Source organism: Streptomyces sp. NPDC006872 (assembly GCF_040635845.1).
GTDB lineage: Bacteria > Actinomycetota > Actinomycetes > Streptomycetales > Streptomycetaceae > Streptomyces.
In genome coordinates this window covers 616,566-641,114 of record NZ_JBEYIL010000005.1, presented here as the reverse complement: position 1 = coordinate 641,114, position 24,549 = coordinate 616,566, and the positions used below count along the sequence as shown (strand labels likewise).

24 protein-coding genes are annotated in these 24,549 nt (G+C 71.3%); 9 read left to right on the top strand and 15 right to left on the bottom strand.

All coding sequences use genetic code 11. From position 1 onward, the window contains the following. Positions 1 to 109: 109 nt before the first annotated feature. Both ABZ725_RS18825 and ABZ725_RS18820 read right to left on the bottom strand, forming a co-directional pair. Positions 110 to 1,678 carry an FAD-binding oxidoreductase gene (locus ABZ725_RS18825; RefSeq protein WP_358803724.1) on the bottom strand — a complete coding sequence of 523 codons (1,569 nt, stop codon included), beginning with the start codon at positions 1,676 to 1,678 and terminating at the stop codon, positions 110 to 112. A 216-nt stretch (positions 1,679 to 1,894) separates the two neighbouring features. Continuing rightward, entirely contained in the window at positions 1,895 to 2,065 is a 171-nt protein-coding gene (locus tag ABZ725_RS18820; RefSeq protein ID WP_358803723.1) for a hypothetical protein, read from the bottom strand. Between the two features lie 143 nt (positions 2,066 to 2,208). On the opposite strand from ABZ725_RS18820, the gene ABZ725_RS18815 reads away from it, so the two are divergent. After that, complete coding sequence (locus tag ABZ725_RS18815; protein WP_351911334.1) at positions 2,209 to 3,054, top strand: hypothetical protein; 846 nt, start codon at positions 2,209 to 2,211, stop codon at positions 3,052 to 3,054. 130 nt (positions 3,055 to 3,184) lie between these two features. After that, on the top strand, positions 3,185 to 3,367 hold the full coding sequence (locus ABZ725_RS18810) for a hypothetical protein (RefSeq protein WP_358803722.1): 183 nt from the start codon (positions 3,185 to 3,187) through the stop codon (positions 3,365 to 3,367). 42 nt (positions 3,368 to 3,409) lie between these two features. Here the strand turns inward: ABZ725_RS18810 and ABZ725_RS18805 are convergent, their stop codons facing one another. After that, complete coding sequence (locus tag ABZ725_RS18805; protein ID WP_351911336.1) at positions 3,410 to 3,754, bottom strand: metal-sensitive transcriptional regulator; 345 nt, start codon at positions 3,752 to 3,754, stop codon at positions 3,410 to 3,412. A gap of 245 nt (positions 3,755 to 3,999) precedes the next feature. Here ABZ725_RS18805 and ABZ725_RS18800 point away from each other — a divergent pair, with 245 nt between their 5' ends. Continuing rightward, positions 4,000 to 4,620, top strand: coding sequence for a DUF47 family protein (locus tag ABZ725_RS18800; protein WP_351911337.1), 621 nt, complete (start codon positions 4,000 to 4,002; stop codon positions 4,618 to 4,620). Between the two features lie 7 nt (positions 4,621 to 4,627). After that, positions 4,628 to 5,626 (top strand): inorganic phosphate transporter, encoded by a 999-nt coding sequence (locus ABZ725_RS18795; protein WP_358803721.1) that lies wholly within the window; start codon positions 4,628 to 4,630, stop codon positions 5,624 to 5,626. Between the two features lie 993 nt (positions 5,627 to 6,619). Here ABZ725_RS18795 and pstB read toward each other — a convergent pair. The 11 genes from pstB to ABZ725_RS18740 form a co-directional block, all read right to left on the bottom strand. Then, positions 6,620 to 7,396 carry a phosphate ABC transporter ATP-binding protein PstB gene (gene pstB / locus ABZ725_RS18790; RefSeq protein ID WP_358803720.1) on the bottom strand — a complete coding sequence of 259 codons (777 nt, stop codon included), beginning with the start codon at positions 7,394 to 7,396 and terminating at the stop codon, positions 6,620 to 6,622. Positions 7,397 to 7,447: 51 nt separating this feature from the next. Continuing rightward, positions 7,448 to 8,512, bottom strand: a complete 1,065-nt coding sequence (gene pstA, locus ABZ725_RS18785) for a phosphate ABC transporter permease PstA (RefSeq protein ID WP_358803719.1) — start codon at positions 8,510 to 8,512, stop codon at positions 7,448 to 7,450. Next, positions 8,509 to 9,516, bottom strand: coding sequence for a phosphate ABC transporter permease subunit PstC (gene pstC, locus ABZ725_RS18780; RefSeq protein ID WP_358803718.1), 1,008 nt, complete (start codon positions 9,514 to 9,516; stop codon positions 8,509 to 8,511). The genes pstA and pstC overlap by 4 nt, the downstream gene beginning before the upstream one ends. A gap of 140 nt (positions 9,517 to 9,656) precedes the next feature. Next, positions 9,657 to 10,787 carry a phosphate ABC transporter substrate-binding protein PstS gene (gene pstS, locus ABZ725_RS18775; protein WP_358803717.1) on the bottom strand — a complete coding sequence of 377 codons (1,131 nt, stop codon included), beginning with the start codon at positions 10,785 to 10,787 and terminating at the stop codon, positions 9,657 to 9,659. A 255-nt stretch (positions 10,788 to 11,042) separates the two neighbouring features. Continuing rightward, positions 11,043 to 11,441, bottom strand: coding sequence for an NUDIX hydrolase (locus tag ABZ725_RS18770; protein WP_358803766.1), 399 nt, complete (start codon positions 11,439 to 11,441; stop codon positions 11,043 to 11,045). Positions 11,442 to 11,615: 174 nt separating this feature from the next. After that, positions 11,616 to 12,746 (bottom strand): CHAD domain-containing protein, encoded by a 1,131-nt coding sequence (locus ABZ725_RS18765; protein WP_358803716.1) that lies wholly within the window; start codon positions 12,744 to 12,746, stop codon positions 11,616 to 11,618. After that, complete coding sequence (locus ABZ725_RS18760) at positions 12,727 to 15,084, bottom strand: RNA degradosome polyphosphate kinase (RefSeq protein ID WP_358803715.1); 2,358 nt, start codon at positions 15,082 to 15,084, stop codon at positions 12,727 to 12,729. The genes ABZ725_RS18765 and ABZ725_RS18760 overlap by 20 nt, the downstream gene beginning before the upstream one ends. A 202-nt stretch (positions 15,085 to 15,286) precedes the next feature. Next, a complete protein-coding gene (locus ABZ725_RS18755; RefSeq protein WP_358803714.1) occupies positions 15,287 to 16,315 on the bottom strand; it encodes an ABC transporter permease subunit in 1,029 nt (342 codons plus the stop codon). Further along, positions 16,312 to 17,349, bottom strand: a complete 1,038-nt coding sequence (locus ABZ725_RS18750) for an ABC transporter permease (RefSeq protein ID WP_358803713.1) — start codon at positions 17,347 to 17,349, stop codon at positions 16,312 to 16,314. Before ABZ725_RS18750 ends, ABZ725_RS18755 begins: the two co-directional genes overlap by 4 nt. Beyond that, positions 17,346 to 18,257, bottom strand: a complete 912-nt coding sequence (locus ABZ725_RS18745; protein WP_358803712.1) for an ABC transporter ATP-binding protein — start codon at positions 18,255 to 18,257, stop codon at positions 17,346 to 17,348. Before ABZ725_RS18745 ends, ABZ725_RS18750 begins: the two co-directional genes overlap by 4 nt. Then, on the bottom strand, positions 18,254 to 18,667 hold the full coding sequence (locus tag ABZ725_RS18740; protein WP_351911349.1) for a GntR family transcriptional regulator: 414 nt from the start codon (positions 18,665 to 18,667) through the stop codon (positions 18,254 to 18,256). Before ABZ725_RS18740 ends, ABZ725_RS18745 begins: the two co-directional genes overlap by 4 nt. Before the next feature lie 121 nt (positions 18,668 to 18,788). Between ABZ725_RS18740 and ABZ725_RS18735 the strand changes: the two genes are divergently transcribed. The 5 genes from ABZ725_RS18735 to ABZ725_RS18715 all read left to right on the top strand — a co-directional run bounded on the left by ABZ725_RS18735 (position 18,789) and on the right by ABZ725_RS18715 (position 23,478). Further along, positions 18,789 to 19,337, top strand: coding sequence for an RNA polymerase sigma factor (locus tag ABZ725_RS18735; RefSeq protein WP_351911350.1), 549 nt, complete (start codon positions 18,789 to 18,791; stop codon positions 19,335 to 19,337). A 79-nt stretch (positions 19,338 to 19,416) separates the two neighbouring features. Further along, on the top strand, positions 19,417 to 20,259 hold the full coding sequence (locus tag ABZ725_RS18730) for a zf-HC2 domain-containing protein (protein WP_358803711.1): 843 nt from the start codon (positions 19,417 to 19,419) through the stop codon (positions 20,257 to 20,259). Between the two features lie 59 nt (positions 20,260 to 20,318). Then, positions 20,319 to 21,212 carry an ABC transporter ATP-binding protein gene (locus tag ABZ725_RS18725; RefSeq protein ID WP_358803710.1) on the top strand — a complete coding sequence of 298 codons (894 nt, stop codon included), beginning with the start codon at positions 20,319 to 20,321 and terminating at the stop codon, positions 21,210 to 21,212. Beyond that, on the top strand, positions 21,209 to 22,771 hold the full coding sequence (locus tag ABZ725_RS18720) for an ABC transporter permease (RefSeq protein ID WP_358803709.1): 1,563 nt from the start codon (positions 21,209 to 21,211) through the stop codon (positions 22,769 to 22,771). The genes ABZ725_RS18725 and ABZ725_RS18720 overlap by 4 nt, the downstream gene beginning before the upstream one ends. A 38-nt stretch (positions 22,772 to 22,809) precedes the next feature. Continuing rightward, positions 22,810 to 23,478 carry an ABC transporter gene (locus ABZ725_RS18715; protein WP_358803708.1) on the top strand — a complete coding sequence of 223 codons (669 nt, stop codon included), beginning with the start codon at positions 22,810 to 22,812 and terminating at the stop codon, positions 23,476 to 23,478. 89 nt (positions 23,479 to 23,567) lie between these two features. Here ABZ725_RS18715 and mshD read toward each other — a convergent pair whose 3' ends face one another. Then, a complete protein-coding gene (gene mshD / locus ABZ725_RS18710; protein ID WP_358803707.1) occupies positions 23,568 to 24,494 on the bottom strand; it encodes a mycothiol synthase in 927 nt (308 codons plus the stop codon). Positions 24,495 to 24,549: the final 55 nt, after the last annotated feature.

Genomic DNA, 24,549 nt, shown 5'->3' with positions numbered 1-24,549 from the left:
TGCAGTCGGACGCACCAGACCCCGCTCACCCGTGTTCCAAGGCCCCGCCGAATTCCTGTGACTTGATCGGCAGGACAGGCCCTAGCCGTCCCCAGGGCCAGGGCCAGGGTTACAGCGCCTGGGGGTAGGCGAAGACGCCCGTCGGGTCGTACTGCTTCTTCAGTTGGGTCAGACGGGGAAGCGCGGCGCCGTAGTACGCCTTGCGCCAGTTCGTCAGGGTCGGGTCCGCGTAGTTCTGGTAGGCCGCGCCCGAGGCGTACGGGGACATCGCCTTGTGGGCCGTGTTCAGCCAGGACTGCGCCGCCGTGCCCGTCGTGCCCGCCCGCCAGGACACGATGTACTGGGCCAGCATGCGCGAGCGGCGGTGGACGAACGCCGTGGCCGTGGGGGAGACGCGGTTCACCGCGCCGCCCAGCGCCGTCAGGGCGATGCTGCCCGAGCCGCCCTGGACCGACTTCAGCTGGTTCAGGAGCGTCTGGATCCCGGCCGTCGTCAGCGAGACGTCGAAGAAGTCCGAGCGGGCCGCGTACGTCTCGCGGCCCAGCGCGCCCTGCGGAGAGCGGCCCGGCGTCGAGCCCGGCAGATGGCACTGGGCGTCCGAGGAGAAGGACGAGCAGCCGGCGTAGATCTCCATCGCCGCCTCGTAGGTGCGGCGGCGGAGGGAGACGCTCGTCGCCGGCGCCCCCACCCGGTCCGCCAGCCGGTCCACCGCGTTCTGGAGCTGGCCGTACGTGCCGATGCAGAACGCGGCGACCGAGATGGTGGGCGCGCCGCCCGTCGCGTTCGCCACATGCAGGGAGGACCAGATCTCGTCGGGCTGGGACGGACCCCACTCCTGCCACGCCTTCACCACCGCGGCCGCCTTCGCCCAGGGCCAGGTGAGATAGCCCGTCACCGCCTGGGGCGCGGGGTGGGTCTTGAACTGCAGTTCCGTGACGACGCCGAAGTTGCCGTTGCCGGCGCCGCGCAGCGCCCAGAACAGGTCCTTGTTCGTCGTCGCGTCGGCGATGAGCTGCTTGCCGTCCGCGGTGACGATCGTGGCCCGGGTGAGGCTGTCGCAGGTCAGGCCGTAGGCGCGGGAGACCACTCCGTGGCCGCCGCCGAGGACCAGGCCGGAGACGCCGACCGTCGGGCAGGAGCCCGCCGGGATCGTCATGCCCTTGGCGGCGAGCGCCCGGTAGACGTCGATCAGCTTGGAGCCCGCGCCGACCACGGCCGAGGCGCCGCTCGCCCGGACCCGGTTCAGCTTGGAGACGTCGATGATCAGACGGCCGTCGCCCGAGGACCAGCCGCCGTAGGAGTGGCCGCCGTTGCGGATCGCGATCTTCGTCTTGTGGGCGCGGGCGTATGCCATGGCGGTACGGATGTCGTCGGCGTGGGCGACGTAGGCCACCGCGGCCGGCTTGAGGCCGTCGAAGCGGGTGTTGTAGAGCTGGCGGGCCGCGGTCCAGGAGGCTTCGCCGGGGCGGACCAGGGTGCCGTCCAAGTCGCGGGCCAGCGCGGTCCAGTTGGCGGGGGCGGCGACGCCGGCGCTCGTGAGCGGGGTCGTCGACCCGGTTCCCGTTCCCGTTCCGGTCGTCGAGGCCGGGCCGCTCGCGCTGCCGCCGGTCGCCTTGCAGGCGGTGGCTGCCGCCGCGACCGCGGCCGTGCCGCCTGCGATGAACGTACGCCGTTCCATGTTCCTGCGCCTTCCCTCGACCCTCGACCGCCTGCCGGCTCCATGAATGTCATGGACGTCGTGCGCTGCACGTACTTCACGCGCTTCACGTACTTCATGTACTTCATGGAGCGAGACGGGGGCAGGGGACCGCAGGTTCCGGCGGGTTGCGGCGGTGACGGAACGGTGACGTCCGTTCGCCGGCCGGTCGGGTCGGCCGGTGGGCCGGTCGGCGAGTCACGTGTCTGTGTGCCGTTGCGCGTCCGTTCTGGCCATGCTTCTCGCTCTGCGGGCCGGTCCGCGCCAGCCGCAGGTGCAGCGGGCCAGGCAGAAATGGCCCTGTTCGACGGTCGTGGTGGTGTGTTCCCCGTCGGCGCGGGGGTGGGCCGAGCGGTCCTGCTGTGTCACACCGACAACGTTACCCACGTTCGGTAAAGGACCCGTATGGCGGTCGCACGCTTTCGGTCCTGCGTGACGAGGGGCACTCGGTCGTCGTTAGCCGGAACGACGAGGGGCCCGTGACGGACGTACCGGCTGGGGGTAGAGAGACCATGGCGGAGCGGCAGCGCAGGCAGGTGGGTGCGGCGGTCCTGTGGGGGATCGTGGCGGGGGTGTGTGGGGTCTGTGCGGGGGCCGCCGGGTGTTCCGGTGGCGGAGCCGCCGCCGAGGACGGCCGGGCCGCCGATGCCGTCGAGACGTTGCACCGGGCCGCGGACGCCCTCGTCGAAGCGGGCACCTCGAAGGCCCGTACGTCGATGGAGATGGCCACCGGCGGGACCCGGGTGACGATCCGCGGCCAGGGGGTGTACGACTTCCGCAAGCAGCGCGGGGAGTTGAGGGTGCTGCTGCCGCAGGATCCGTCCGGGGCCAGCGAGCACCGGCCGATCACCGAACTCCTCGCGCCCGGAGCCCTGTTCATGAAGAACCGGGGGGCCGGGGTGCCGGCCGACAAATGGGTGCGGGTGGAGACGGCGACCCTGTCCGACGGGAACCTGGTGACCGGCGGGGCCACCGATCCGTTCGCCGCCGCCGAGGTGCTGCGCGGGACGCGTACGGCGACGTACGTGGGGAGGACCGAGGTGGCCGGGACGGCGGTGCGGCACTATCGCGGGACCGCCGATCTGACGGTGGCCGCCGAGGACGCGTCCGTGGGCGGACGGGACTCGCTGCGGGCGGCGGCGAAAGGGTTCGCCACGGCTCGGGTGCCGTTCGACGTCTATCTCGACGACGAGGGGCGGATCCGCAAGGTCCGGCACCGGTTCAGTTTCGTCAACGGGCAGCAGAAGGAGGCTGTCGCGGTCGCCTCCACGACCCTGCTGTACGACTTCGGGGCTGCCGTCGATGTGCGGTTGCCCGCGACGAAGGACATCTACGCGGGGCGGATCGCTGAGGAGTGAAGCCGCCCCCGGCTCTCCTGAGCGATTGTTTTCGGCCACAGGGTGGACACAAGGACTAGCCCGTCCGTGCCATGCGCGCGGTGTATAGCGCTCCCTACTCTAGGAAGTCGGTGACGGCAGAGACGAGGTGATGCGCGTGGCTCCGGGCGGCGGTACGGCAGTTCAGGACCACGTGGCCCTCGCGGAGATCGAACTGTGCGGGGAGTTGATCATCGCGGCCTCCGCGGCCGGGGAGGAACGGCTCAGCCTGGAGAGCATCGACCAGGTGTTGCGGGTGAGGGAAGAAGGGGCGGGGGAAGGGGAGGACAGGTGAGGTGAGGGGTGAGGTGAAGGGCCCGGCTTCCGGGGCTGCGGATCAGGTGCGCAGCAGGCGGGCGATCGCCTTCGTCGCTTCCTCTACCTTCGCGTCGATCTCGTCGCCTCCCTTGAGGGCCGCGTCGGCGACGCAGTGCCGCAGGTGTTCCTCCAGGAGCTGCAGGGCGAACGACTGCAGGGCCTTGGTGGAGGCGGACACCTGGGTGAGTATGTCGATGCAGTAGGTGTCCTCGTCGACCATGCGTTGCAGGCCGCGGATCTGGCCTTCGATGCGGCGCAGGCGCTTGAGGTGTTCGGCCTTCTGTTTGTGGTAGCCGTGGACCTGGCCCGTCGAGGGGGCTGGGGTGGCAAGGGTCTCTTCCGTGCCGGCCTCGGTGGTCGTCATCGTGTCCTCCAGCGCTCCAGCTCCAGACATATACCCCTACTGGGTATATCGTACCGAACTTTCGTGGGTATACGGCCCGAGCAGGCACTTCGTCGGTTGCTCCGCCGCCGGTCGCGCCCCTGCCGGTCGCCCCCCTGCCGGTCGCTCTGTCTCATGGGCGACACTGGGGGACGGCCCATTAGCCGTGGCCGGATGATGCGCCTAGCATCAGCCTGACCGAAACCGATGCATCTTGAGGACCCCACGTGCGATTTCGTCTGACCCCCAGGGAGACGAGCTTCTATGACATGTTCGCCGCATCCGCGGACAACATCGTCACGGGCTCGAAACTCCTGATGGAACTGCTCGGGGCGGACACCTCCGCCCGGGCCGAGATCGCAGAGCGTATGCGGGCCGCTGAACACGCCGGTGACGATGCCACGCACGCGATCTTCCATCAGCTGAATTCCTCGTTCATCACGCCCTTCGACCGCGAGGACATCTACAAGCTCGCGTCCTGCCTCGACGACATCATGGACTTCATGGAGGAGGCCGTCGACCTGGTCGTCCTCTACAACGTCGAGGAACTGCCCAAGGGCGTCGAGCAGCAGATCGAGGTACTGGCGCGGGCGGCGGAGCTGACGGCCGAGGCGATGCCGAACCTGCGGACCATGGAGAACCTCACCGAGTACTGGATCGAGGTCAACCGGCTCGAGAACCAGGCCGACCAGATCCACCGGAAGCTGCTCGCCCACCTCTTCAACGGCAAGTACGACGCCATCGAGGTCCTCAAGCTGAAGCAGATCGTGGATGTGCTGGAGGAGGCCGCCGACGCCTTCGAGCACGTGGCCAACACGGTGGAGACCATCGCGGTCAAGGAGTCCTGAACCTTTCATGGACACCTTTGCTCTGGTCGTGACCATCGGCGTCGCGCTCGGATTCACTTACACCAACGGTTTTCACGACTCCGCGAATGCCATTGCGACGTCCGTCTCCACCCGGGCGCTGACGCCGCGCGCCGCGCTGGCCATGGCCGCGGTGATGAACCTGGCGGGCGCGTTCCTGGGGAGCGGCGTCGCTCATACGGTCAGCAACGGGCTGATCGAGACTCCCGACGGGTCCAAGGGGATGGGGATCCTGTTCGCCGCGTTGATCGGGGCGATCGTCTGGAACCTCGTCACCTGGTACTTCGGGTTGCCTTCGTCTTCTTCGCACGCGTTGTTCGGCGGCATGGTGGGCGCTGCGCTCGCCGGTGGCACGGATGTCATCTGGTCCGGGGTGCTCGACAAGGTCGTCATTCCGATGTTCGTCTCGCCGGTGGTCGGGCTGGTCGTCGGCTATCTGGTGATGACGGCTATTTTGTGGATGTTCCGGCGGGCCAATCCGCACAAGGCCAAGCGGGGCTTTCGGATAGCGCAGACGGTTTCTGCGGCGGGCATGGCGCTGGGGCATGGTCTGCAGGACGCGCAGAAGACGATGGGCATCGTGGTGATGGCGTTGGTCATCGGCGATGTGCAGGGGGCCGATGATCCGATTCCGGTGTGGGTGAAGATCGCTTGTGCGGTGATGTTGTCGCTCGGGACGTATGCGGGTGGGTGGCGCATCATGCGGACGCTTGGGCGGAAGATCATCGAGCTTGATCCGCCGCAGGGGTTTGCGGCGGAGACGACGGGGGCGTCGATCATGTTCACCACCGCGTTTCTGTTCAAGGCGCCGATTTCCACTACGCATGTGATCACTTCGGCGATCATGGGTGTGGGGGCGACGAAGCGGGTCAATGCCGTGCGGTGGGGAGTTGCGAAGAACATCGTTCTGGGGTGGTTCATTACGATGCCGGCGGCCGGGGGGGTTGCGGCGTGTGCGTTCTGGGTCGTGAACCTGGTGTTCCTCTAGGGGGAGCCTGCCCACCCACCCACCCGACTCGGTAGGCCGAGCCCGTCCCTCCCGGGGCGCCAGGGGCTCCGCCCCCTGCACCCCCCGATGCCCACCCACCCACCCGACTCGGTGGGTTGAGAGGGCACCCTCCCCCCGGGGCTCCGCCCCGGACCCCAGCGGGGGCTCCGCCCCCTGCGCCCCCAGGTGCTTGCCCGTCTGCCCGACTCGGTGGGTGGGAGGTTGCCCTGGCTTCGGGGCTTCGGCCCCGGACCCCCGCGGGGGCTCCGCCCCCTGCACCCCGTCCGGGGACTGCGTCCTCCTGAACCTCGTCGGGGGCTTCGCCCCTACGCCCCCCGGTGCCTGCCCATCCCCCCGGCTTGGTGGGTGGGAGGTTGCCCCGACTTCGGGGCTTCGCCCTGGCCCCCGGCGGGGGTTGCTTTCTCCTGCCCCCAGGTGCTTGCCCGTCCACCCCACTCGGTGGGTGAGGGTGCCCTGTCTCGGGGCTTCGCCCTGGACCCGAGCTTGGGCTTCGCCCCGGACCCCAGCGGGGGCTCCGCCCCCTGCACCCCCAGGTGGCTGTCTGTTCGCCCGGTTCGGTGGGTGGGAGGTCGTTCTGGTTTCGGGGCTTCGCCCTGGACCCGAGCTGGGGCTTCGCCCCGGACCCCCGCGGGGGCTTCGCCCCCTGTACCCCGTCCGGGGGCTTCGGCCCCCTGCGCCCCGGGTGTTCGTCCTCGCACCCGCCCGGTTCGGTGGGTTGAGGGGTTGTCCGTGTCTTGGGGCTTTGCCCTCTGCCTGCTGCCCAGGTGTGTGACCGTCCGGTTGGCTTGGCTTGGTGGGTGAGGGGTTGCTCCCTGATCTGGGGCCGGGGCTGGTGAGTCCGGTGCCCCGGTCCCCGTTCAACCGCCGGAGGCGACAGAAGAGCCCGCCCCCCTGTCGGGGGGCGGGCTCTTTGTGTCCTCGCGGTGGCACCGCCATGCAGCACCGCGAGGGGACTTGAGGGGGGGGGTCGGGTCAGCCGAAGCGGCCCGAGATGTAGTCCTCCGTGGCCTGGACCGACGGGTTGGAGAAGATGCGCTCCGTGTCGTCGATCTCGATCAGCTTGCCGGGCTGGCCGACGGCGGACAGGTTGAAGAAGGCCGTGCGGTCGGAGACGCGCGCCGCCTGCTGCATGTTGTGCGTCACGATGACGATCGTGAAGCGTTCCTTCAGCTCGCCGATCAGGTCCTCGATCGCGAGGGTGGAGATGGGGTCCAGGGCCGAGCAGGGCTCGTCCATCAGGAGGACCTTCGGCTCGACCGCGATCGCTCGCGCGATGCACAGGCGCTGCTGCTGGCCGCCGGACAGGCCCGAGCCGGGCTTGTTCAGGCGGTCCTTGACCTCGTTCCAGAGGTTCGCGCCCTTGAGGGACTTCTCGACGACGTCCGCCAGTTCCGACTTCTTGTAGCTGCCGTTCAGGCGCAGGCCCGCCGCCACGTTGTCGAAGATCGACATCGTGGGGAACGGGTTCGGGCGCTGGAAGACCATGCCGACCTCGCGGCGGACCGATACGGGGTCGATGCCCGCGCCGTACAGGTCCTCGTCGTCCAGCAGGACCTTGCCCTCGACCCGGCCGCCGGGGGTCACCTCGTGCATGCGGTTCAGCGTGCGCAGGAACGTGGACTTGCCGCAGCCGGAGGGGCCGATGAAGGCCGTCACCGAGCGGGGCTCGACCGTCATCGAGATGTCTTCGATCGCCTTGTGGGACCCGTAGTAGGCGGTCAGACCGCTTACGTCGATTCGCTTGGCCATTTTTTCTACTTCACTTCCCGATCAGATCAGATCAGTCGCTGTGTGGCCGCGTCAGCGACCGGTCTTCGGGGCCTTCCAGCGGGCGATTCCGCGAGCCACCAGGTTCAGGATCATCACGAAGGCGATCAGCGTGAGCGATGCTGCCCAGGCACGGTCGTAGGCAGCCGTCGATCCCGCGCTCTGCGCGTACTGCTGATAGATGTACAGCGGCAGCGAGGACTGCGCACCCTCGAAGGGGTTCGAGTTGATGAACGGGTTTCCGAAGACCAACAGCAGCACCGGGGCCGTTTCGCCGGCGATGCGGGCGATCGCCAGCATGACGCCCGTGATGATGCCGCCGATCGAGGTCGGGACCACCACCTTCAGGATCGTCCGCCACTTCGGCACGCCCAGGGCGAGCGACGCTTCGCGCAGCTCGTTGGGGACGAGCTTCAGCATCTCTTCAGTCGAGCGTACGACGACCGGCATCATCAGGATGGCCAGGGCCAGGGAGCCCGCGAAGCCGAAGGGCTGCATGTCCAGCATCAGCATCAGGCTGAGGATGAAGAGGCCGGCCACGATGGACGGGATGCCCGTCATCACGTCCACGAAGAACGTGACCGCCCTGGCCAGGCTGCCGCGGCCGTACTCCACCAGGTAGATCGCCGTCAGGATGCCGATCGGGGCGCCGATCGCCGTGGCCAGGCCGACCTGCTCCAGGCTGCCGAGGATCGCGTGGTAGATGCCGCCGCCGGGCTCGCTGTCCGCCACCACGCCCATGGAGTGGGTGAGGAAGTAGACGTCCAGGACCTTCACGCCGCGCTGGATCGTCGTCCAGAGCAGGGAGACCAGCGGGACGACGGCGAGGAGGAACGCCACCCAGACCAGGTTCGTCGCGATCCGGTCCTTCGCCTGGCGGCGGCCCTCCACCTTCGCGGCGATGCCGTAGGTGCCGACGAGGAAGAGGAGACCGGCGATCAGGCCCCACTGGACCTTGCTGTCCAGGCCGCCGGCCAGGCCGACGACGACCGCGAGGGCGAGCGAACCGGCCGCGATGGCGTAGGGGGACCAGCTCGGGAGGCTGGCTCCCCGCAGGGTGCTGGGGGTCTTGTCGGCTACTGCGCTTGCGTGGCTCATGCGTTGGCCCCCGAGTACTCACTGCGGCGGGAGATGATCCATCGTGCCGCGCCGTTCACCAGCAGGGTGATGACGAACAGGACCAGACCGGAGGCGATGAGCGCGTCACGGCCGAACTCCGTCGCCTCGTTGAACTTGCTGGCGATGTTCTGGGCGAAGGTGCCGCCGCCGGGGTTGAGGAGGCTGGCGTGGATGTCGAAGTCGGGGGAGAGCACGGTGGCCACCGCCATCGTCTCGCCGAGGGCGCGGCCGAGGCCGAGCATCGAGGCGGAGATCACGCCGGAGCGGCCGAAGGGGAGCACCGACATGCGGATGACCTCCCAGCGGGTGGCGCCCAGCGCCAGGGCCGCCTCCTGGTGCATCTGCGGAGCCTGGCGGAAGACCTCGCGGCTCACGTTGGTGATGACCGGCAGGATCATGATCGCCAGCAGGATGCCCACCGTGAGCATCGAGCGCGGGGCGCCCTCGTCCCAGGAGAAGATCCCGGTCCAGCCGAAGTAGTTGTTCAGCCAGCCGAACAGGCCGTCCATGTACGGCACGAGGACCAGCGCGCCCCAGAGGCCGTACACGATGGACGGCACGGCGGCGAGCAGGTCGATCACGTACGCGACGGGGCCGCTCAGGCGGCGCGGGGCGTAGTGCGTGATGAAGAGGGCGATCGAGACGGCGATCGGGACCGCGATGACCATGGCGATGATCGACGAGACCACCGTGCCGAAGGCCAGGACGGCGATGCCGAACTTCGGCGGGACGAGGCCGGTGTTCCACTCGAAGGCGGTGAGGAAGTTGGCGTCGTCCTTGCCGATCGCGAGCGAGGCGCGGTAGGTGAGGAAGACCGCGATCGCGGCCATGATCACCAGCAGGAAGATGCCCGAGCCGCGGGAGAGCGCGAGGAAGATGCGGTCGCCGGGGCGGGTGGCGCCGCGGGCGGCGGCCTTCTGCTCGGCGTCGGCCGTGGGGGGAGGGGTGTCGTCCGTGTCTGACTTCTGTGTCGATATGTCCATAGGGGTCTCCGGTCTGCGGAGCCGCCTGCGGGGTGTGGGCGGCTCGGGTGGGGCCGGACTGCGGGCGGCCCCTGGCGGCGGTGCACCGGACGGGTGCGGTCCGGACCGGGTTCCCCCGGTGCCGGACCGCACCGCTCAGATCAGCTCAGGCCCTCGATGGTGGTGCGGACCTTGGCGATGATGGCGTCGGGGATCGGCGCGTAGTCGATGCCCGAGAGGATGCCCTGGCCCTCCGTGCTGGCGACGTAGCGGAGGAACGCCTTGGTGGCGGGCAGGGTCGCGGCCTTGTTGCCCTTGTCGCAGGCGATCTCGTACGTGACCAGGGTCAGCGGGTAGGCGCCCTCGGCCTTGGTGTTGTAGTCCAGCTTCAGCGACAGGTCGCTGCCGGTGCCGACGACCTGCGCGGCGGCGACGGCCTTGGTGGCGCCGTCGGAGGAGGGCTTGACCGGGGCCGAGGCGCCCGTGTCGACGGCGACGGTGCCGAGGCCGTCCTTCGCGTACGACAGCTCCATGTAGCCGATCGCGCCGTTGGTCTGCTTCACGCCCTGGGCGACACCGGAGGAGCCGGCCGCGGCCTGGCCGCCCTTGGCCTGCCAGGCCTTGCCGCCCTCGTACTTCCAGTTGTCCGGGGTGGCGGCGATCAGGTACTTGGTGAAGTTGTCCGTCGTACCCGACTCGTCCGAGCGGTGGTACGGCTGGATCTTCAGGTCGGGCAGCGTCGCGTCGGGGTTCAGCGCCTTGATCGCGGCGTCGTTCCAGTTGGTGATCTTGCCGTCGAAGATCTTGGCGATCGTCGCGGCGTCCAGCGTCAGGTTGTCGACGCCCGAGACGTTGTAGGCGACGGCGATCGGGCCGGCCACCATCGGGAGGTCGATGCCCTGGCCGCCGGTGCAGACCGACTTGGAGGCGGTGACCTGCTCCGGCTTCAGCGCGGAGTCGGAGCCGGCGAAGGCGACCGTGCCCTGCGTGAACGCGGTGACACCGGCGCCGGAGCCGGAGCCCTTGTAGTTGATCTGGACGCCGGAGCAGGCCTGGGTGAAGTTCTTGACCCAGGCGTCGATCGCGTTCTTCTGCGCGGAGGAGCCGTCGGCGAGGAGCTGGCCCTTGGCGTCGTCACACTTGATGGACCCGGCGGCCGCGGTGGCGGAGGAGCTGCTGCTGCCGCTGCTGGAGCCGGTGTCGTCGGAGCCGCACGCCGTGAGGGCCAGGGCGCCGGAGACGGCGAGAGCACCGAGGGAGAGAGCCCGCCGGTTCATGCGCTGAAGCTTCACTTGAGGAAGATCCTTCCAGGAGCCGCCGTCCTGAATTCCGGCGGCGTGCGGAGTGTGCGAAGTCTGGTCGGTCCGGCGTGTCCTTTCGGTTCACGTGCCGCACCGCGTAAGGCCGAAATTAGGCAGATCAGGTGAAGGCGCTTACGGGCGCGGGTGAACGGCGGGTGAACCCCTGGGGACGGTGCGGTTAGGTCACGGAACGCTTACGTCGAGGACACGGGGCGATTCCGGTGACCCGCCCCGTTTCCCCGCCCGTTATGCCAGGTGCAGGACGTGCAGCAGGGCGTCCACGAGCGTGCGGTCCCTCGGCTGGGTGAGCCGGTCGCGGGCAGCCGGCGGAGGGAGCCAGACGAGCCGGTCGACCTCGTGGTTGACGACGAACCCGCCGGAGACGGCCTCCGCCGCCCAGTAGCGGACCTGCTTCGGGCGGCCGTTCGCCTCGTACTCGGCGGTGGGGAGCCGGGCGCCGGGCACGGCCCGGTGGCCCGTCTCCTCCTCCACCTCGCGCAGCGCGCCCGCGAGCGGGTCCTCGCCGCGTTTCAGCTTGCCCTTGGGGTGCGACCAGTCGTCGTACTTGGGGCGGTGGACGAGGCAGATCTCCAGCCCGCCCGCCGCCGCCGGCGAACGCCGCCACAGGACACAACCGGCCGCCAGGACGACGGAGTCGGCGGGGTCGGCGGACTGGTCGGGGGCGCCGGTGGGGCCGGTGGGGCCGGTGGACGGGTCGGGGGCGCCGGCAGGGCGGTCGGGGGTGTTCGCCGTGCTCACCTGGTTCTCACCGCCTGTCTGGTCGGGGTGCGCTGTCCGGTCAGGGTGCGCCGGGTCCGGTCAGGGTGCGCCGATGGGCTGCTTCTGCCACGCGCGCTGGAACGTGTACCGGGCCGCCTCCACCTCGTGCCGCTGGTCCGCGTGCAGCACGCCGAGCGCGTACGCCGTCGCGGGAGCGATCCGGGGCGTACGGGCCGCCTGCGCCGCGGCCGACGCCGCCTCCGAGGCGTCCCGGTGCCGGTCGAGGGCCTGGCCCGCGGTGAGCAGCCGGACGTCCAGGGGGGTGGCGCGGCCGTGCACGACCTCGCACGCGTACCGGTGCAGGCGCAGCAGGAGACGGACCTGGTGCCAGGGCGCGTCCTGCGGGTGCGGGGCCGGGTCCGGGGAGAGACCGTGGATCAGGGCCTCCGCGTTGTACGGGTTGCCCGCGGTGACCAGCGGGAGCGCGACGACCGCGTCGACGAGGCGCTCCTCGGCCGCCGCGGCGAGCGGGCGCAGATCGGTGGTGGGGGCGGCCGAGGTGAGCGGCACCTCGCTGGCCAGGACGGCGACCTTGTCCGCGACGGCGTGGAAGCGGGAGGAGCCGAGGGCCTGGAGGGCGGTCGAGTGGGCCCGGGTGCGGGCGAGGGTGAGCTGACGGTCCAGGAGCGCGCCGGCCTTCGCCGCGCCCACGGTGAGGTTGCCGCGGTCCGGGGCCGCCGGGTGCGCGGCGGCCCGGTTCGGGCCCGAGGCGGTGCGGCCCGGGCCAGTCGCCTGGGCCTGCGGCGGTACCGGCGTCGAGCCCGACAGCCGGTTCAGCGCCAGCAGCAGCCGTTCCAGCCGGGCCCCGTACGCGTGCTCCAGGGCCAGCGTGCCCGACAGCCAGGCCAGTTCGGGGCGGATCCCCTCCGACCACTCGTGGTCGAGGAGGGGCCGGAAGGTGTGCAGGCTGCCGCTGATGCGGCGGGCCGAGCGGCGCAGGGCGCGCGCCGCGTCGTCCCGGTGCTCCTCGGCGCTGTTCGACGAGCCGCCCGACGAGCCGTTCGACGAGCCGTACGACGTGGCGCCCCCCGTCTCCCGGTGCAGCCGCAGTGCGCGGAGGAACTCCGTGGCCTGGGCCCGGAGGTAGCCCGCGAGGGCGTCCCCCGTTGTCGCGGGCCCGGTCGCGGTCTGCGCCGCGGGGTCCGTCAGGTCATGGTGTCGCTGTGCCACGCCGGCGCCTCCGGGCGTCTATGAACATCTCCTGGATGTTGCGCAGGGGCGCGCCGTCCGCGTCGGTCGCGTGCCGGATCCACTCGCCGTCCGGGCCGAGGTGCCAGGAGGCGGTGGAGTCGGACATGCCGGTCTCCAGCATCCGGTTCAGGGACGCCCGGTGGGCCGTGTCCGTGACCCTGACCAGGGCCTCGATACGGCGGTCGAGGTTGCGGTGCATCATGTCGGCGCTGCCGATCCACACCTCGGGCTCCCCGCCGTTGCCGAAGCCGAAGACGCGGGAGTGCTCGAGGAAGCGGCCGAGGATGGAGCGGACCCGGATGTTGTCCGAGAGGCCCGGCACGCCCGGGCGCACCGCGCAGATGCCGCGCACCCACACGTCGACCGGCACGCCCGCCTGGGACGCGCGGTAGAGCGAGTCGATGAGGGCTTCGTCGACGATCGAGTTGACCTTGATGCGGACGTGCGCGGGCCGTCCCGCGCGGTGGTGCTGGATCTCCTTGTCGATGCGTGAGATCAGGCCGTCACGCAGGGACTTGGGGGCGACGAGGAGCCGGCGGTAGGTCTCGCGGCGGGAGTAGCCGGAGAGCCGGTTGAAGAGGTCGGAGAGGTCCGCGCCGACCTGCGGGTCGGCCGTCAGCACGCCGAGGTCCTCGTACAGCCGGGCCGTCTTCGGGTGGTAGTTGCCGGTGCCGACGTGGCAGTAGCGCCGCAGCGTCTCGCCCTCCTGGCGGACCACCAGCGACAGCTTGCAGTGGGTCTTCAGACCGACGAGGCCGTAGACGACATGGCAGCCGGCCTCCTCCAGCTTGCGCGCCCACTTGATGTTGGCGTGCTCGTCGAACCGGGCCTTGATCTCGACCAGGACGAGGACCTGCTTGCCGGACTCGGCGGCCTCGATGAGCGCGTCGACTATCGGGGAGTCGCCCGAGGTCCGGTACAGGGTCTGCTTGATGGCGAGGACGTCCGGGTCGGCGGCCGCCTGCTCCAGGAACGCCTGGACGGAGGTGGAGAAGCTGTCGTACGGGTGGTGCAGGAGCACATCGCGGTTGCGCAGCGCGCCGAAGATGTCGGGGGCGGAGGCGGACTCCACCTCGGCGAGGTCGCGGTGCGTGCCGGCGATGAACTTCTTGTACTTGAGCTCGGGGCGGTCGAGACCGTGGATGCGGAAGAGACCGGTGAGGTCGAGCGGGCCGGGCAGCGGGTAGACCTCGGCCTCGCTGATCTTCAGCTCGCGCACGAGGAGGTCGAGCACCTCGCGGTCTATGGACTCCTCGACCTCCAGCCGCACCGGCGGCCCGAAGCGGCGCCGCATCAGTTCCTTCTCCAGGGCCTGGAGGAGGTTCTCGGCGTCGTCCTCCTCGACCTCGAGGTCCTCGTTGCGGGTGAGCCGGAAGGCGTGGTGCTCCAGCACCTCCATGCCCGGGAACAGTTCCTCCAGGTGCGCGCCGATGACGTCCTCGATGGGGACGTAGCGGCCCGGGCTGCTCTCCAGGAAGCGGGACAGCAGCGGCGGCACCTTGACGCGCGCGAAGTGCTTGTTGCCGCTGACCGGGTTGCGCACGACGACCGCGAGGTTCAGCGAGAGACCCGAGATGTACGGGAAGGGGTGCGCGGGGTCGACGGCGAGCGGGGTGAGGACCGGGAAGATCTGGTGCCGGAACAGCGTGAAGAGGCGGGCCTGCTCCTTCTCCGTCAGCTCGCTCCAGCGGACCAGGTGTATGCCCTCCTCCGCGAGGGCGGGGGCGATGTCCTCGTGGTAGGTCGCGGCGTGCCGGGCCATGAGCTCGCGCGAGCGGGCCCAGATCATCTCCAGCACCTCGCGCGGCTGGAGACCGGAGGCCGAACGGGTGGCGACCCCGGTGGCTATACGGCGCTTCAGTCCGGCCACCCGGACCATGAAGAACTCGTCCAGGTTGCTGGCGAAGATCGCGAGGAAGTTGGCCCGTTCGAGGAGCGGGGTGTTCGGGTCCTCGGCCAGTTCCAGGACGCGCTCGTTGAACGCGAGCCAGCTGCGTTCCCGGTCCAGGAAACGGCCCTGCGGCAGCTGGGGGCCGTCGTACGGCGCCTCCTCGTACGTGTCGAGGTCGGCGTCGATGTCGGGCTCCAGATCGGAGACCACGGCAGCCACGGTGTGCGGGCGGTGTGCGGCTATGGAGCCCACGGAGGGCTGCGCGTGCTGGATCTCGGCCTGGGTCTCTGGCTGGCTCATGTACCCATTCTTCCGCGCCAACAGTGATACAGGCGCGTCGGAACGTGCGGGCGGGATCGCGGCGGTTCTTCCTTGGGGCTGATTTCCCTCGGGAGGCGGCGAAGGCTCGGGCACGGCGGGCTTCATTCGCCGAGCCTCGCAAGGTCGTCTGAACCAATGGTTACGGCGACATGGCGTGCGGGATATCGGGGGGCGGCTCGCCGGGGTCGGAGGACGCCCCGGTGGGGCGATGACGCGCGCGGGGCGTGTACGTCCCTCCCCCCGTGGAGGGACGTACACACCCCGGGATCCGCCCGGGATCGGCGCTGATCGCCCGGGATCGGCGGTTTCAGGCCGTGCGGCGGCGCAGCAGCAGGAAGGCGGCAGTGGTCGCGGCGGCCGCCACCGCGAGCACGACGCCGCTCTCCACGAGCTGGAGCGGCCAGAAGTGGGACTCCGGGTGGTAGGTGACGTAGGTGCCGGAGAAGCCCAGGTCGTCGAGGCAGCGACGGCCCTCGGCGACCGTGCCGTCGCATTGCCAGATGTCGAAGTTCGGGTCGCGCCGGCCGTGGATGACGGCGCCGTTCCCCAGCTCCCACGCGTTATCCGGACGGTCGACGTCCTGGGTGGTCGAGGTGACGGTCAGCGCGGGCCAGAAGGAGCTTCGGAACTGCGCCACCAGGTAGCCGAGCAGCCCGGTCGCGGCAATGGAGACGGCGAGGGCGGGCAGCGTACGGCGCAGCAGGAGCGCGATCAGGGTTCCGACGGCTAGGGCGCACAGGGCGTACGCGACGGTGGTCGGGCCGCGGGAGAGGAAGGCGCTGCCGGCCTTCCAGTCGTTGTACATCAGGTCCTGGTTGGCGGCCCAGGCCCAGCGGTACACGAGGACCAGGGCGGTGGCGCCGACGGTCACCACGAGGGCGGGGACGGCGAGCTTGGCGGCCAGCCAGCGGGTGGGCGAGACGCCCTGGGTCCAGGCGAGGCGCGCGGTGCCGCTCTCCAGTTCGCGGCCGATGAGGGCGCTGCCCGCGAAGGCGGCGACGGCGAGGAAGAGATAGCCGGTGAGCAGGCCGATCCACTCGACCGGCGGGCTGTAGCCGGTCCAGCCCATCGTCGTGTCGCACCAGTCCTGGCCCGCGCGCTCGCAGGCCTCCATCGCCTCACGCTCGGCTGCGGCGGAGACCTGCGTGAGCCACACCAGCCAGCCGCTCAGGCCCGCCACGGCGAGCGCCCACACGACGAGGGCGGCCCGGTGCACCCGCAGCACGGTACGGGCGACGCCCCAGGACCTGCGGCCGTCCGCGCCGCCGCGGACGGCCCGCGCGGGCACGCTGTCCGGAGTGCTGTCCGGAGTGCTCTCAGGGGCGACGGCGGTCATACGGCGGCCTCCCGGGCGGCGCGAGGGGTGGTGGCGGTGGTGCGCCTGAGCAGGACGAACGCGGCCACGGCGAGAGCGGCGGCCACGGCCAGCAGCAGGGCGGTCGTGGTCAGCTGGAGCGGCCAGTAGTGGGACTCGGGGTGGTAGGAGGAGTAGAAGCCGGTCGCGTCGAGCTTGTCGTAGAGGGCGGCGCAGGTGTCGGAGATGGACGCCGGTCCGCAGCCGGGGTCGGCGATGTGCGCGCCGGTGGAGGTGACCAGGCCCGAGTCGACCTGGATGCCGTCGCTCCGGTAGCCGTCGCCGATGCTGCTGACCTGGGTGACGGTCGGCCACAGATGGGGCATGACCAGGTCGGACAGCACGCGCAGGGCGGCGACGAAGCCCAGGGCGAGCATCAGCGCGGGCAGCGTGCGGCGCAGCAGCAGGCCCGCGAGGGCGCCGGCGGCCAGGCCGGTCAGGGCGAGGGCGACCGTGGTGGGGCCGTTGGTGTGCAGGGTCAGGCTGTCGTGCCAGTTCTTGGCGGTGTCGATACGGCCGTCGCCCTTCGACCACGTCAGGCGGTGCAGCGTGACCAGCAGACCGGTGCCCGCGGCGACCAGGACGGCGGGCACGGCGAGCTTGGTGGCCAGCCAGCGGACCGGGGACAGGCCCTGCGTCCAGGCGAGCTGCGCGGTGCCGTGCTCCAGCTCGCGGCCGAACAGGGAGGCGCCCGCCCAGGCCGCGACGACGAAGGGGAGCGCGGTCAGTGCGCCGGTCGTGTACATGTACATGCTCTTGTAGCGGACGATCGCGTTCTGGTCGTAGGAGCAGGGGCCGTCGTCGTAGTCGCACGCGTTGTACTGCCGCCAGCCCTGGATCGCCGAGTCGGTCAGCGGGCCCCACAGCCATATGAGGGCGAGGCCGAGGACGGCGACGACGCCGATCCACCCGTAGAGGGCGGGCCGGTGCAGGCGGAGCAGCCAGCGGGCTCCCGGTGCGGGGGTGCTCTTGGCGGCGGGGGCCGTCCGGTCCGAGCCGAGGGTCAGCGTGGTCATACGACGGCCTCCTCGGGCTCCGCCGGGGCGAGCAGGGTGGCATGCGGGTTGCGCAGGTAGGCGAGGACGAGTTCCTCCAGGGAGGGCGTCGAGGTGCGCCAGCCGTCGGCGAGCGGGCCCGCCGGACGCACCAGGGCGGTCAGCTGACGTCCGGTGACGCGCGACTCGACGACGGTGTGCGGGGCGAGCTCGGGGGCCTGGGCCGGGGAGTCGTCCACCGGGGCGGTGGCGCTCACGCGCGCGTGGGCGGCGAGCAGGTCGTCGATCTCACCGGCGAGGCGCACCCGGCCGCCGCCGACCAGCAGCAGATGGTCGCAGGAGTCCTCCAGTTCGGCGACGACGTGCGACGACATCACGATCGTCGTGCCGTACTGCGCCGCCTGCGCCATCAGGGTGCCCATCAGCTCGTGCCGGGCCAGCGGGTCCAGGTCGGCCATCGGCTCGTCGAGGAGGAGCAGTTCGGGCTGCTTGGCCAGGGCCAGGGCGAGCGCGACCCGGGTGCGCTGGCCGCCGGAGAGGGCGCGGATCTTCTTCTTGGGGTCGAGATCGCCCGCGGCGACGATCCCCTCGGCGGTCTCGGCGTCCCAGCGCCCCGGGTTGAGATCGGCGCCCACGAGGAGCGTCTCGGCGACGGTGAGCTGCGGGTACAGGGGTTTGTCCTGGGCGACGTAGCCGACACGCGCGCGTGCGGACGCCGGGTCCGTGCCGAGGACGGTGACCCCGCCCTCGGTGGGGGCCAGCAGACCGGCGGCGAGGGAGAGGAGCGTGGACTTGCCCGCGCCGTTGGGGCCGACGACGGCACAGACGCGCCCGGTGGGGACGCGGAATGTGCAGTCGCGCAGCGCCCAGCCCCCGCGCCGGCCGAAACGCTTGCCGAGCGCGGTCGCCGCCATGGCGGTGTCGGTCATGAGGGGTCTCCCTGGAGGTGCTCGTTCGGGGTGGAAACGGCGAAGCGTTCGTCGAGTACTGCGGTGAAGAGCGCGGCCACGTCGTCGCGGTCCAGCCCGGCCTCCCGGGCCCGGACGGCCCAGCCGTCCAGTTCCGTGCGCAGGGGCGAGTCGGCCGGGGCGGTGCTCAGCCCGCGCCGCACGAAGGTGCCGAGGCCGCGCCGCGCCTCCACCAGCCCGTCGCGCTCCAGCTCGCGATACGCCTTCAACACGGTGTTCGGGTTGATGGCGGTCGCCTCGACGACCTCGCGTGCGGTGGGGAGCTTGTCGCCGGCCTGCAGCATGCCCAGGCGCAGGGCCTGCTTGGTCTGCTGGACGATCTGAACGTAGGTGGCCACGCCGCTGTGCCGGTCGATGCGGTATTCGACCACTGGACAACCACCCTTTCACTAATTGAGTAGTGAAAGGGTGGTGCATGGGCGGTGCGCATGTCAAGAAAAACTCGTGCGGCGAACCGTGAACCGATCGGCGGGCCCGGTCCGATGAGGGGATGTGAGCGAAACGAGAAGCGACGGGGAGCTGCTGCGGGCCATCGCGGCGGACCGGGACCGTCACGCCTTCGAGGAGCTGTACCGGCGGTACGCCCCGTGGTTGACCGCGCGCATGCGCGGCCGCTGCGCCGACGCCGGGATAGTCGACGACGTCGTTCAGGAGACGTTCCTCGCGGTGTGGCGGGGCACCGCCCGCTACCGCGACGAGGGCCACCCTGACGCGGCCGGCTGGCTGTGGCGCATCGCCGCGCGCCGTCTGGTCGACGCGGTGCGCGGCGACGGCGCCCGTGGCCGGCTGCGCCAGGCGCTGGCCCGTCTGCGCCACCGGGACGAGGCCTCGGCGGAGGAACGCGTGCTCGCGGGGGTGGAGCACGGGGACCTCGCCGGGGCCCTCACCCGGCTCTCGCCGGAACTGCGGGCCGTCCTGCAGGCGACCGTCATCGACGGGCTCACCACCCGGGAGGCGGCCGTGCTGCTCGGCATCCCGCCCGGCACCGTCAAGACGCGGGCCCTGCGCGCCCGCAAGCAACTGCGGGAGGCGCTGGCATGAGGCGGTACGTGTGCGGGGTGGGCCTGCGCGCCCGCCCGGGCGACGAGCGGTCGGACGAGCAGTCGAAGGAGGACCTGGCATGACATGGCATGTGGCTGAAGAAGACCTGCGCGCCTACGCGCACGGCGAGTTGGCGCCACCCCTGCTCTGGTCCGCCGACACCCACCTCACCGGGTGCGCACAGTGCCGGGAGCGGCTCGCCGGGGCCACCGACCCGGTCGCGCTCGACACCGCCTGGGAGCGGCTGGACGCGGAGCTGGACGCGCCGCGGCCCGCCCTCCTCGAACGGCTGCTGGTGCGCCTCGGCGTGGCGGACCACACCGCGCGGCTCCTCGCCGCGACGCCGGTGCTGCGCAGATCCTGGCTGCTGTCGGTGCTGTTCCTGCTGGTCATGACCGTGCTGGCAGTGCGCATGGCCGACCAGCCGGCGCTGTTCCTCGCACTCGCCCCGCTGCTTCCGCTCGCCGGAGTCGCCCTGTCGTACGGCCCGTCCCTGGACCCGACGTACGAGATGGCCGTCGTCGCCCCGCTGCACGGCTTCCGGCTGCTGATGATCCGTACGGTGGCGGTGCTCACCGCGGGCCTGGCCTTCAACGGCCTGGCGACGCTGGCCCTTCCGGGGTACGGGCTGCTGGCCCTGACCTGGCTGCTGCCCGCGCTCGCCCTCACCGCGACCGGACTCGCGCTGACCGCCCGGCTGGGTCCGGTCGTCGCACCCGTCCTGGTCGGCGGCGCATGGCTCACGCTGCTGCTGGTGGCCAAGGCGCAGACGCCCGCGCACGACACGCTCGCCCCCTTCACGACGGCAGGTCAGTCGGCCGCGGCGGCGGTGGCGGCCCTCGCCGCACTGCTCCTCTACCAGGCCCGGGACCGCTTCGACGCCCGCCCCATGGCCGGTTTCCCGGACGGCGGCACGACATGACACTGCGCCCCGCCCCCGCCCCCGCCCGCCGACCGGACTCGGACTCCCAGGAGCCCCACATGACCACCGCAACGAACATCGACCCCGGTCCCGGCCCCGCCACTCTGACCGCCACCGACCTCTCCCTGCGCTTCGGCGGGACCCGTGCTCTCGACGGGGTCTCGCTGCGGCTGAGCCGTGGTGTCACCGGGCTGCTCGGACCCAACGGCGCGGGCAAGACCACCCTGCTGCGGGTGCTGGCCACCGCCGTACCGCCCGACGGCGGGACGTTCACGGCCCTCGGCCACGACCCCGGCACCGCCTCCGGCCGCCTCGCGCTACGCCGCACGCTCGGCTATCTGCCCCAGACCCCCGGGTTCCACCCGGACTTCACGGCCTTCGAGTTCGTCGACTACGTGGCGATCCTGAAGGAGCTGACCGACCGCGGGGCCCGGCTGCGCGAGGTGCGGCGAGTGCTGGAGGCCGTCGACCTCTCGGAGGTGCGCGGCAACCGCATCAAGCGGCTGTCCGGCGGCATGCGGCAGCGTGTCGCGCTGGCCGCCGCGCTCGTCGGCGACCCCGGCTTCCTCGTGCTGGACGAACCGACCGTCGGCCTCGACCCCGAACAGCGCATGCGCTTCCGTGAGTTGATCGCCCAGGCCGGCGAGGGCCGCACGGTGCTGCTGTCCACGCACCAGACGGAGGACGTGGCGATGCTCTGCCACCGGGTCGTGGTCCTGGCCCACGGCCGCATCCGCTTCGAGGGCACCCCGGCCGAGCTGACCGCCCGCGCGGCCGGCCGGGTCTGGAGCAGCACGGAACGCGACCCGAACGCCCTGGCCGGCTGGCGCACCGGCACCGGCGCCTTCCGCAACATCGGCAACCCGCCGACCGGCGCCGACCTCGTCGAACCCACCCTGGAGGACGGCTATCTGCTCGCCCTCGACGGCGAGAGCGCGGAGGTGACGGCATGAGCACCACGACCCCGGCGCGCACGGAAACGGCTCCCACGCCGGCCGAGCCGCCCCCTTCCGAGGGCCGCCGCAGCGGAGCCGTCCTCGCCCTCGCCCGCTTCGAGGCCCGCGAGCTGCTCCTGCAGATCCCGATACTGCTCAACTTCGTCCTCTACGTAGGCTTCGTCGCCCTGCGGCTGATGAGCAACGACGGCATGGACGACTACCCCGTCCTCAACACGGTCGACCGCCGCACCCAGGTCGCCCCCCTGCTGTTCGCCATCGCCGTCCTCATCTGCACCAACTCGGCCGCGCTGCGCTCGCGGAAGCGGGGCACGGTGGAGCAGTTCGCCGTGCTGGCCATGGAACCGTGGCGGCGCACCCTCGCCCACGTGCTGTCCGTGGTCCCGTTCGTGGCGCTCACCGCGCTCGTCGTGGCGGCCGAGTACACCCGGGAGGCGCTGAAGCCCGGCGCGATCGGGCACGGCTCGTTCGGGGAACTGGCCGTCGCACCCCTGAGCGTCCTGCTGGTCGGCGTCCTGGGAGTGCTGCTGGCCCGTCTGCTGCCCTCCTCCTTCGTTCCCATACTGTTCGCCATCGCCTTCTACATGCTCGTCGTCATCGCCTCCGCGGCCATGGACGCAGGCAAGTGGGTGGCCTGGCTGGCCCCGATCCTCTTCACCACCGACACCGGCGGCGACCCGGTCCCAGCCGACCTGCTCGGCCGCCCCGCGGACTGGCATGCGGTCTACCTGGCGGCCCTGTGCGCCCTGCTGGCCTGCGTGGCCCTGCTGGCGAGCGGCGGCCGCACCCGAGCCGTCAAGGCGGCGACCGCCCTCGCCCTCGCGGTCACCGCGGTCGGCGCGATCGGTCAGATCCCGCGCGACACGGCGGCCCTGGAAGCGGCGCGCAGGACAGCGTCCGAGTCCCCGCAGAAGGTCCAGTCGTGCTCGACGTACGACGGCTCGACGTACTGCTCGTTCCCCGAGTGGAGCGGTGTGCGGTCGGACTGGGCCGGGGTGGTCGACCGCGTCCGGTCGCTGGCGGGAGGCACGGCCGCGCAGGCCGCCCTGACGGTCCGCCAGCGCATCTACACCGCCGGCGGAGTGGAGGTCGACGCCGCCCTGGACCCCTCCACCACGCCTGACGAGGTGACGGTCGGCACCCGCTGGGGCGGCAACCGTGTCCCGGAGTTCGCGGTCGGCGTCGCCACGGTCCTCGTGGCGGGCACGGAGAACGTGACGGAGCAGGAGATGTGCCGCGACGCCCGACCGGTGGCCATCATGTGGCTGGCCCTGGGCAGCGACCCCACACCGTCGGAGACGTTCCAGAAGGTCCGCCTGGACGACAGCACCGAGGGTTCCGGTCTGGCCCTGACCCCGACGAACCCGCTGAGCATGACGGCCGGCCAGGCGACGGTCGTCCGGGAACTCCTGGCCCGCCCGCGCACCGAGGTGACGGCCCGCGTCAAGGCCCACTGGACGGAACTGACATCCAAGGCGACGACGACGGCCCAGGCGGCGAAGCTGCTGGGGGTCCCGGTACCGAAGGAGGCGGAAGAGTGCGACGAATCGGAGTAGGACGAGTCGGAGAAGGAGGAGTCGGAGAAGGAGGACGGATGAGCTCACAGGCAGTCTCGGGGGCGCTGCTCCGCTCCCTGGTGCAGCCGGTGTGGCGCAGTCTCCCCTGGCGGGCGCTGTCCACGGCCGGCGGACTGGGCCTGCTGCTGGCGGGCACGACACGTCTGTCGGACGATGCGCCGGACGCCGACCTGGGCCGGTTGATCCTCCGCCTGACCGCCCTCATCGGCGCACTGGGTCTCGCCTTCCTCCTGGACGACCCGGCCCGGAACACGACCGCGGCGACGCCCTTGGGCCGAGCCCCGCGAGCCGTCCTGCGGCTGGCCCTCACCGCCCCCCTCACGGCCCTGTGGTGGACGACCGCCCTGCTTCTCCTGCCCGCCCCGACCCGCCCGGCACTGGGCCCGGCCACGCTGGAGGCCGCGGCGATGGCCGTCGGCGCCCTGGCCCTGGCCACGGCTGCGATCCGCTTCACGGACACGGCGGAAGCAGGCAGGCCCACGGCGATCTGGCTCGGCGTGGCGGCCGCGCTGGCGGTACTGATCCCGAACCGATGGGGCCTGCTGGGAACGCCCCAGGACCCCTACTGGGTGGCGACGCAGGTGAGATGGGCGCTGCTGCTGGGAGCGACGGCGACGATGAGCGTGCTGTGGACGCCGGAGCCTCTGAGAGGGAGGCAGCGGAAAGCCAGCCCGTCCGGCGCTTGAGGACGAGGCCGTTCAGGCCGACAGCGGGGGTCTGGGGGCGGCAGCCCCCAGGGACGGCGACCCCGACACCGCTCACCCGACAAGCAACCTCACGTCTCCGTCCGGTACATGAGATCCGTCTCGTGGGTGACGAAGCCCAACCGCTCGTACACCGACACCGCCGCCTTGTTGTCGGCATCGACATACAGCATCGCCGTCGGCAACCCCTGCGCCGCGAGATGCCGAAGGCCGATCGTGGTGAGGGCCTTGCCGAGGCCACCGCCCTGCGTACCGGGGGCGACGCCGAGGACGTACACCTCGCCGAGCTGCTCCGCGGCATGGACCTTCGTCCAGTGGAAGCCGACGAGTCGCTCGCCCTGGAAGGCGAGGAAGAAGCCGGCGGGGTCGAACCAGGGCTCGGACTTGCGGTCGTCGAGGTCACGCTGGGCGAGGGAGCCCTGCTCGGGATGGTGGGCGAAGGAGGCGGAGTTGACGGCGAGCCAGGCGGAGTCGTCCTGTCCGGGGACGAAGGGACGGACGGTCACGCCCGCGGGCAGCAACGGCTGGGGCAGTTCGAGGTCGGTCAACGACCTCCGCATCTGCCGCAGTTCGCGGAACAGGCTCAGGCCCAGGACCTGGGCGAGATGCCGGGCGGCGGCGTGGCCGCCGTGGGCCCACACCCGAAGCCGCTTGCCGGAGGCGGCGAGCAGGGCGGAGCCGAGCGCCCGGCCGTGCCCGTGGCCGCGGTGGGAGGGGTGGACGACCAGCTCGGCGGCGGGGGCCTCGACCGGGTCGGTGTCCTCCAGTTGGGCGTAGCCGACGAGTGTGTCGCCGACGGTGAGAACCAGATGGGAGACCCCTTCGCGGGCGCCTCCGCGCAGCTGCAGTCGGCCCTGTTCGGACACCGCCTGCTGGCCGTCCGCCCGGGCGGCCTCCGTGAGCAGGTCGAGGACGGCCTCGGTCTGTTCGGGGGAGAGCTCGGAGTGGGTCTCGATCGATCGGGAGCCGGGGATCCGTGCGGTGTCGTCGCTGGTCATGCGTACGAGGGTAAAGGGCGGGCCGCACAAAGTGGCGGTAAGGGGAAAGGCGGAA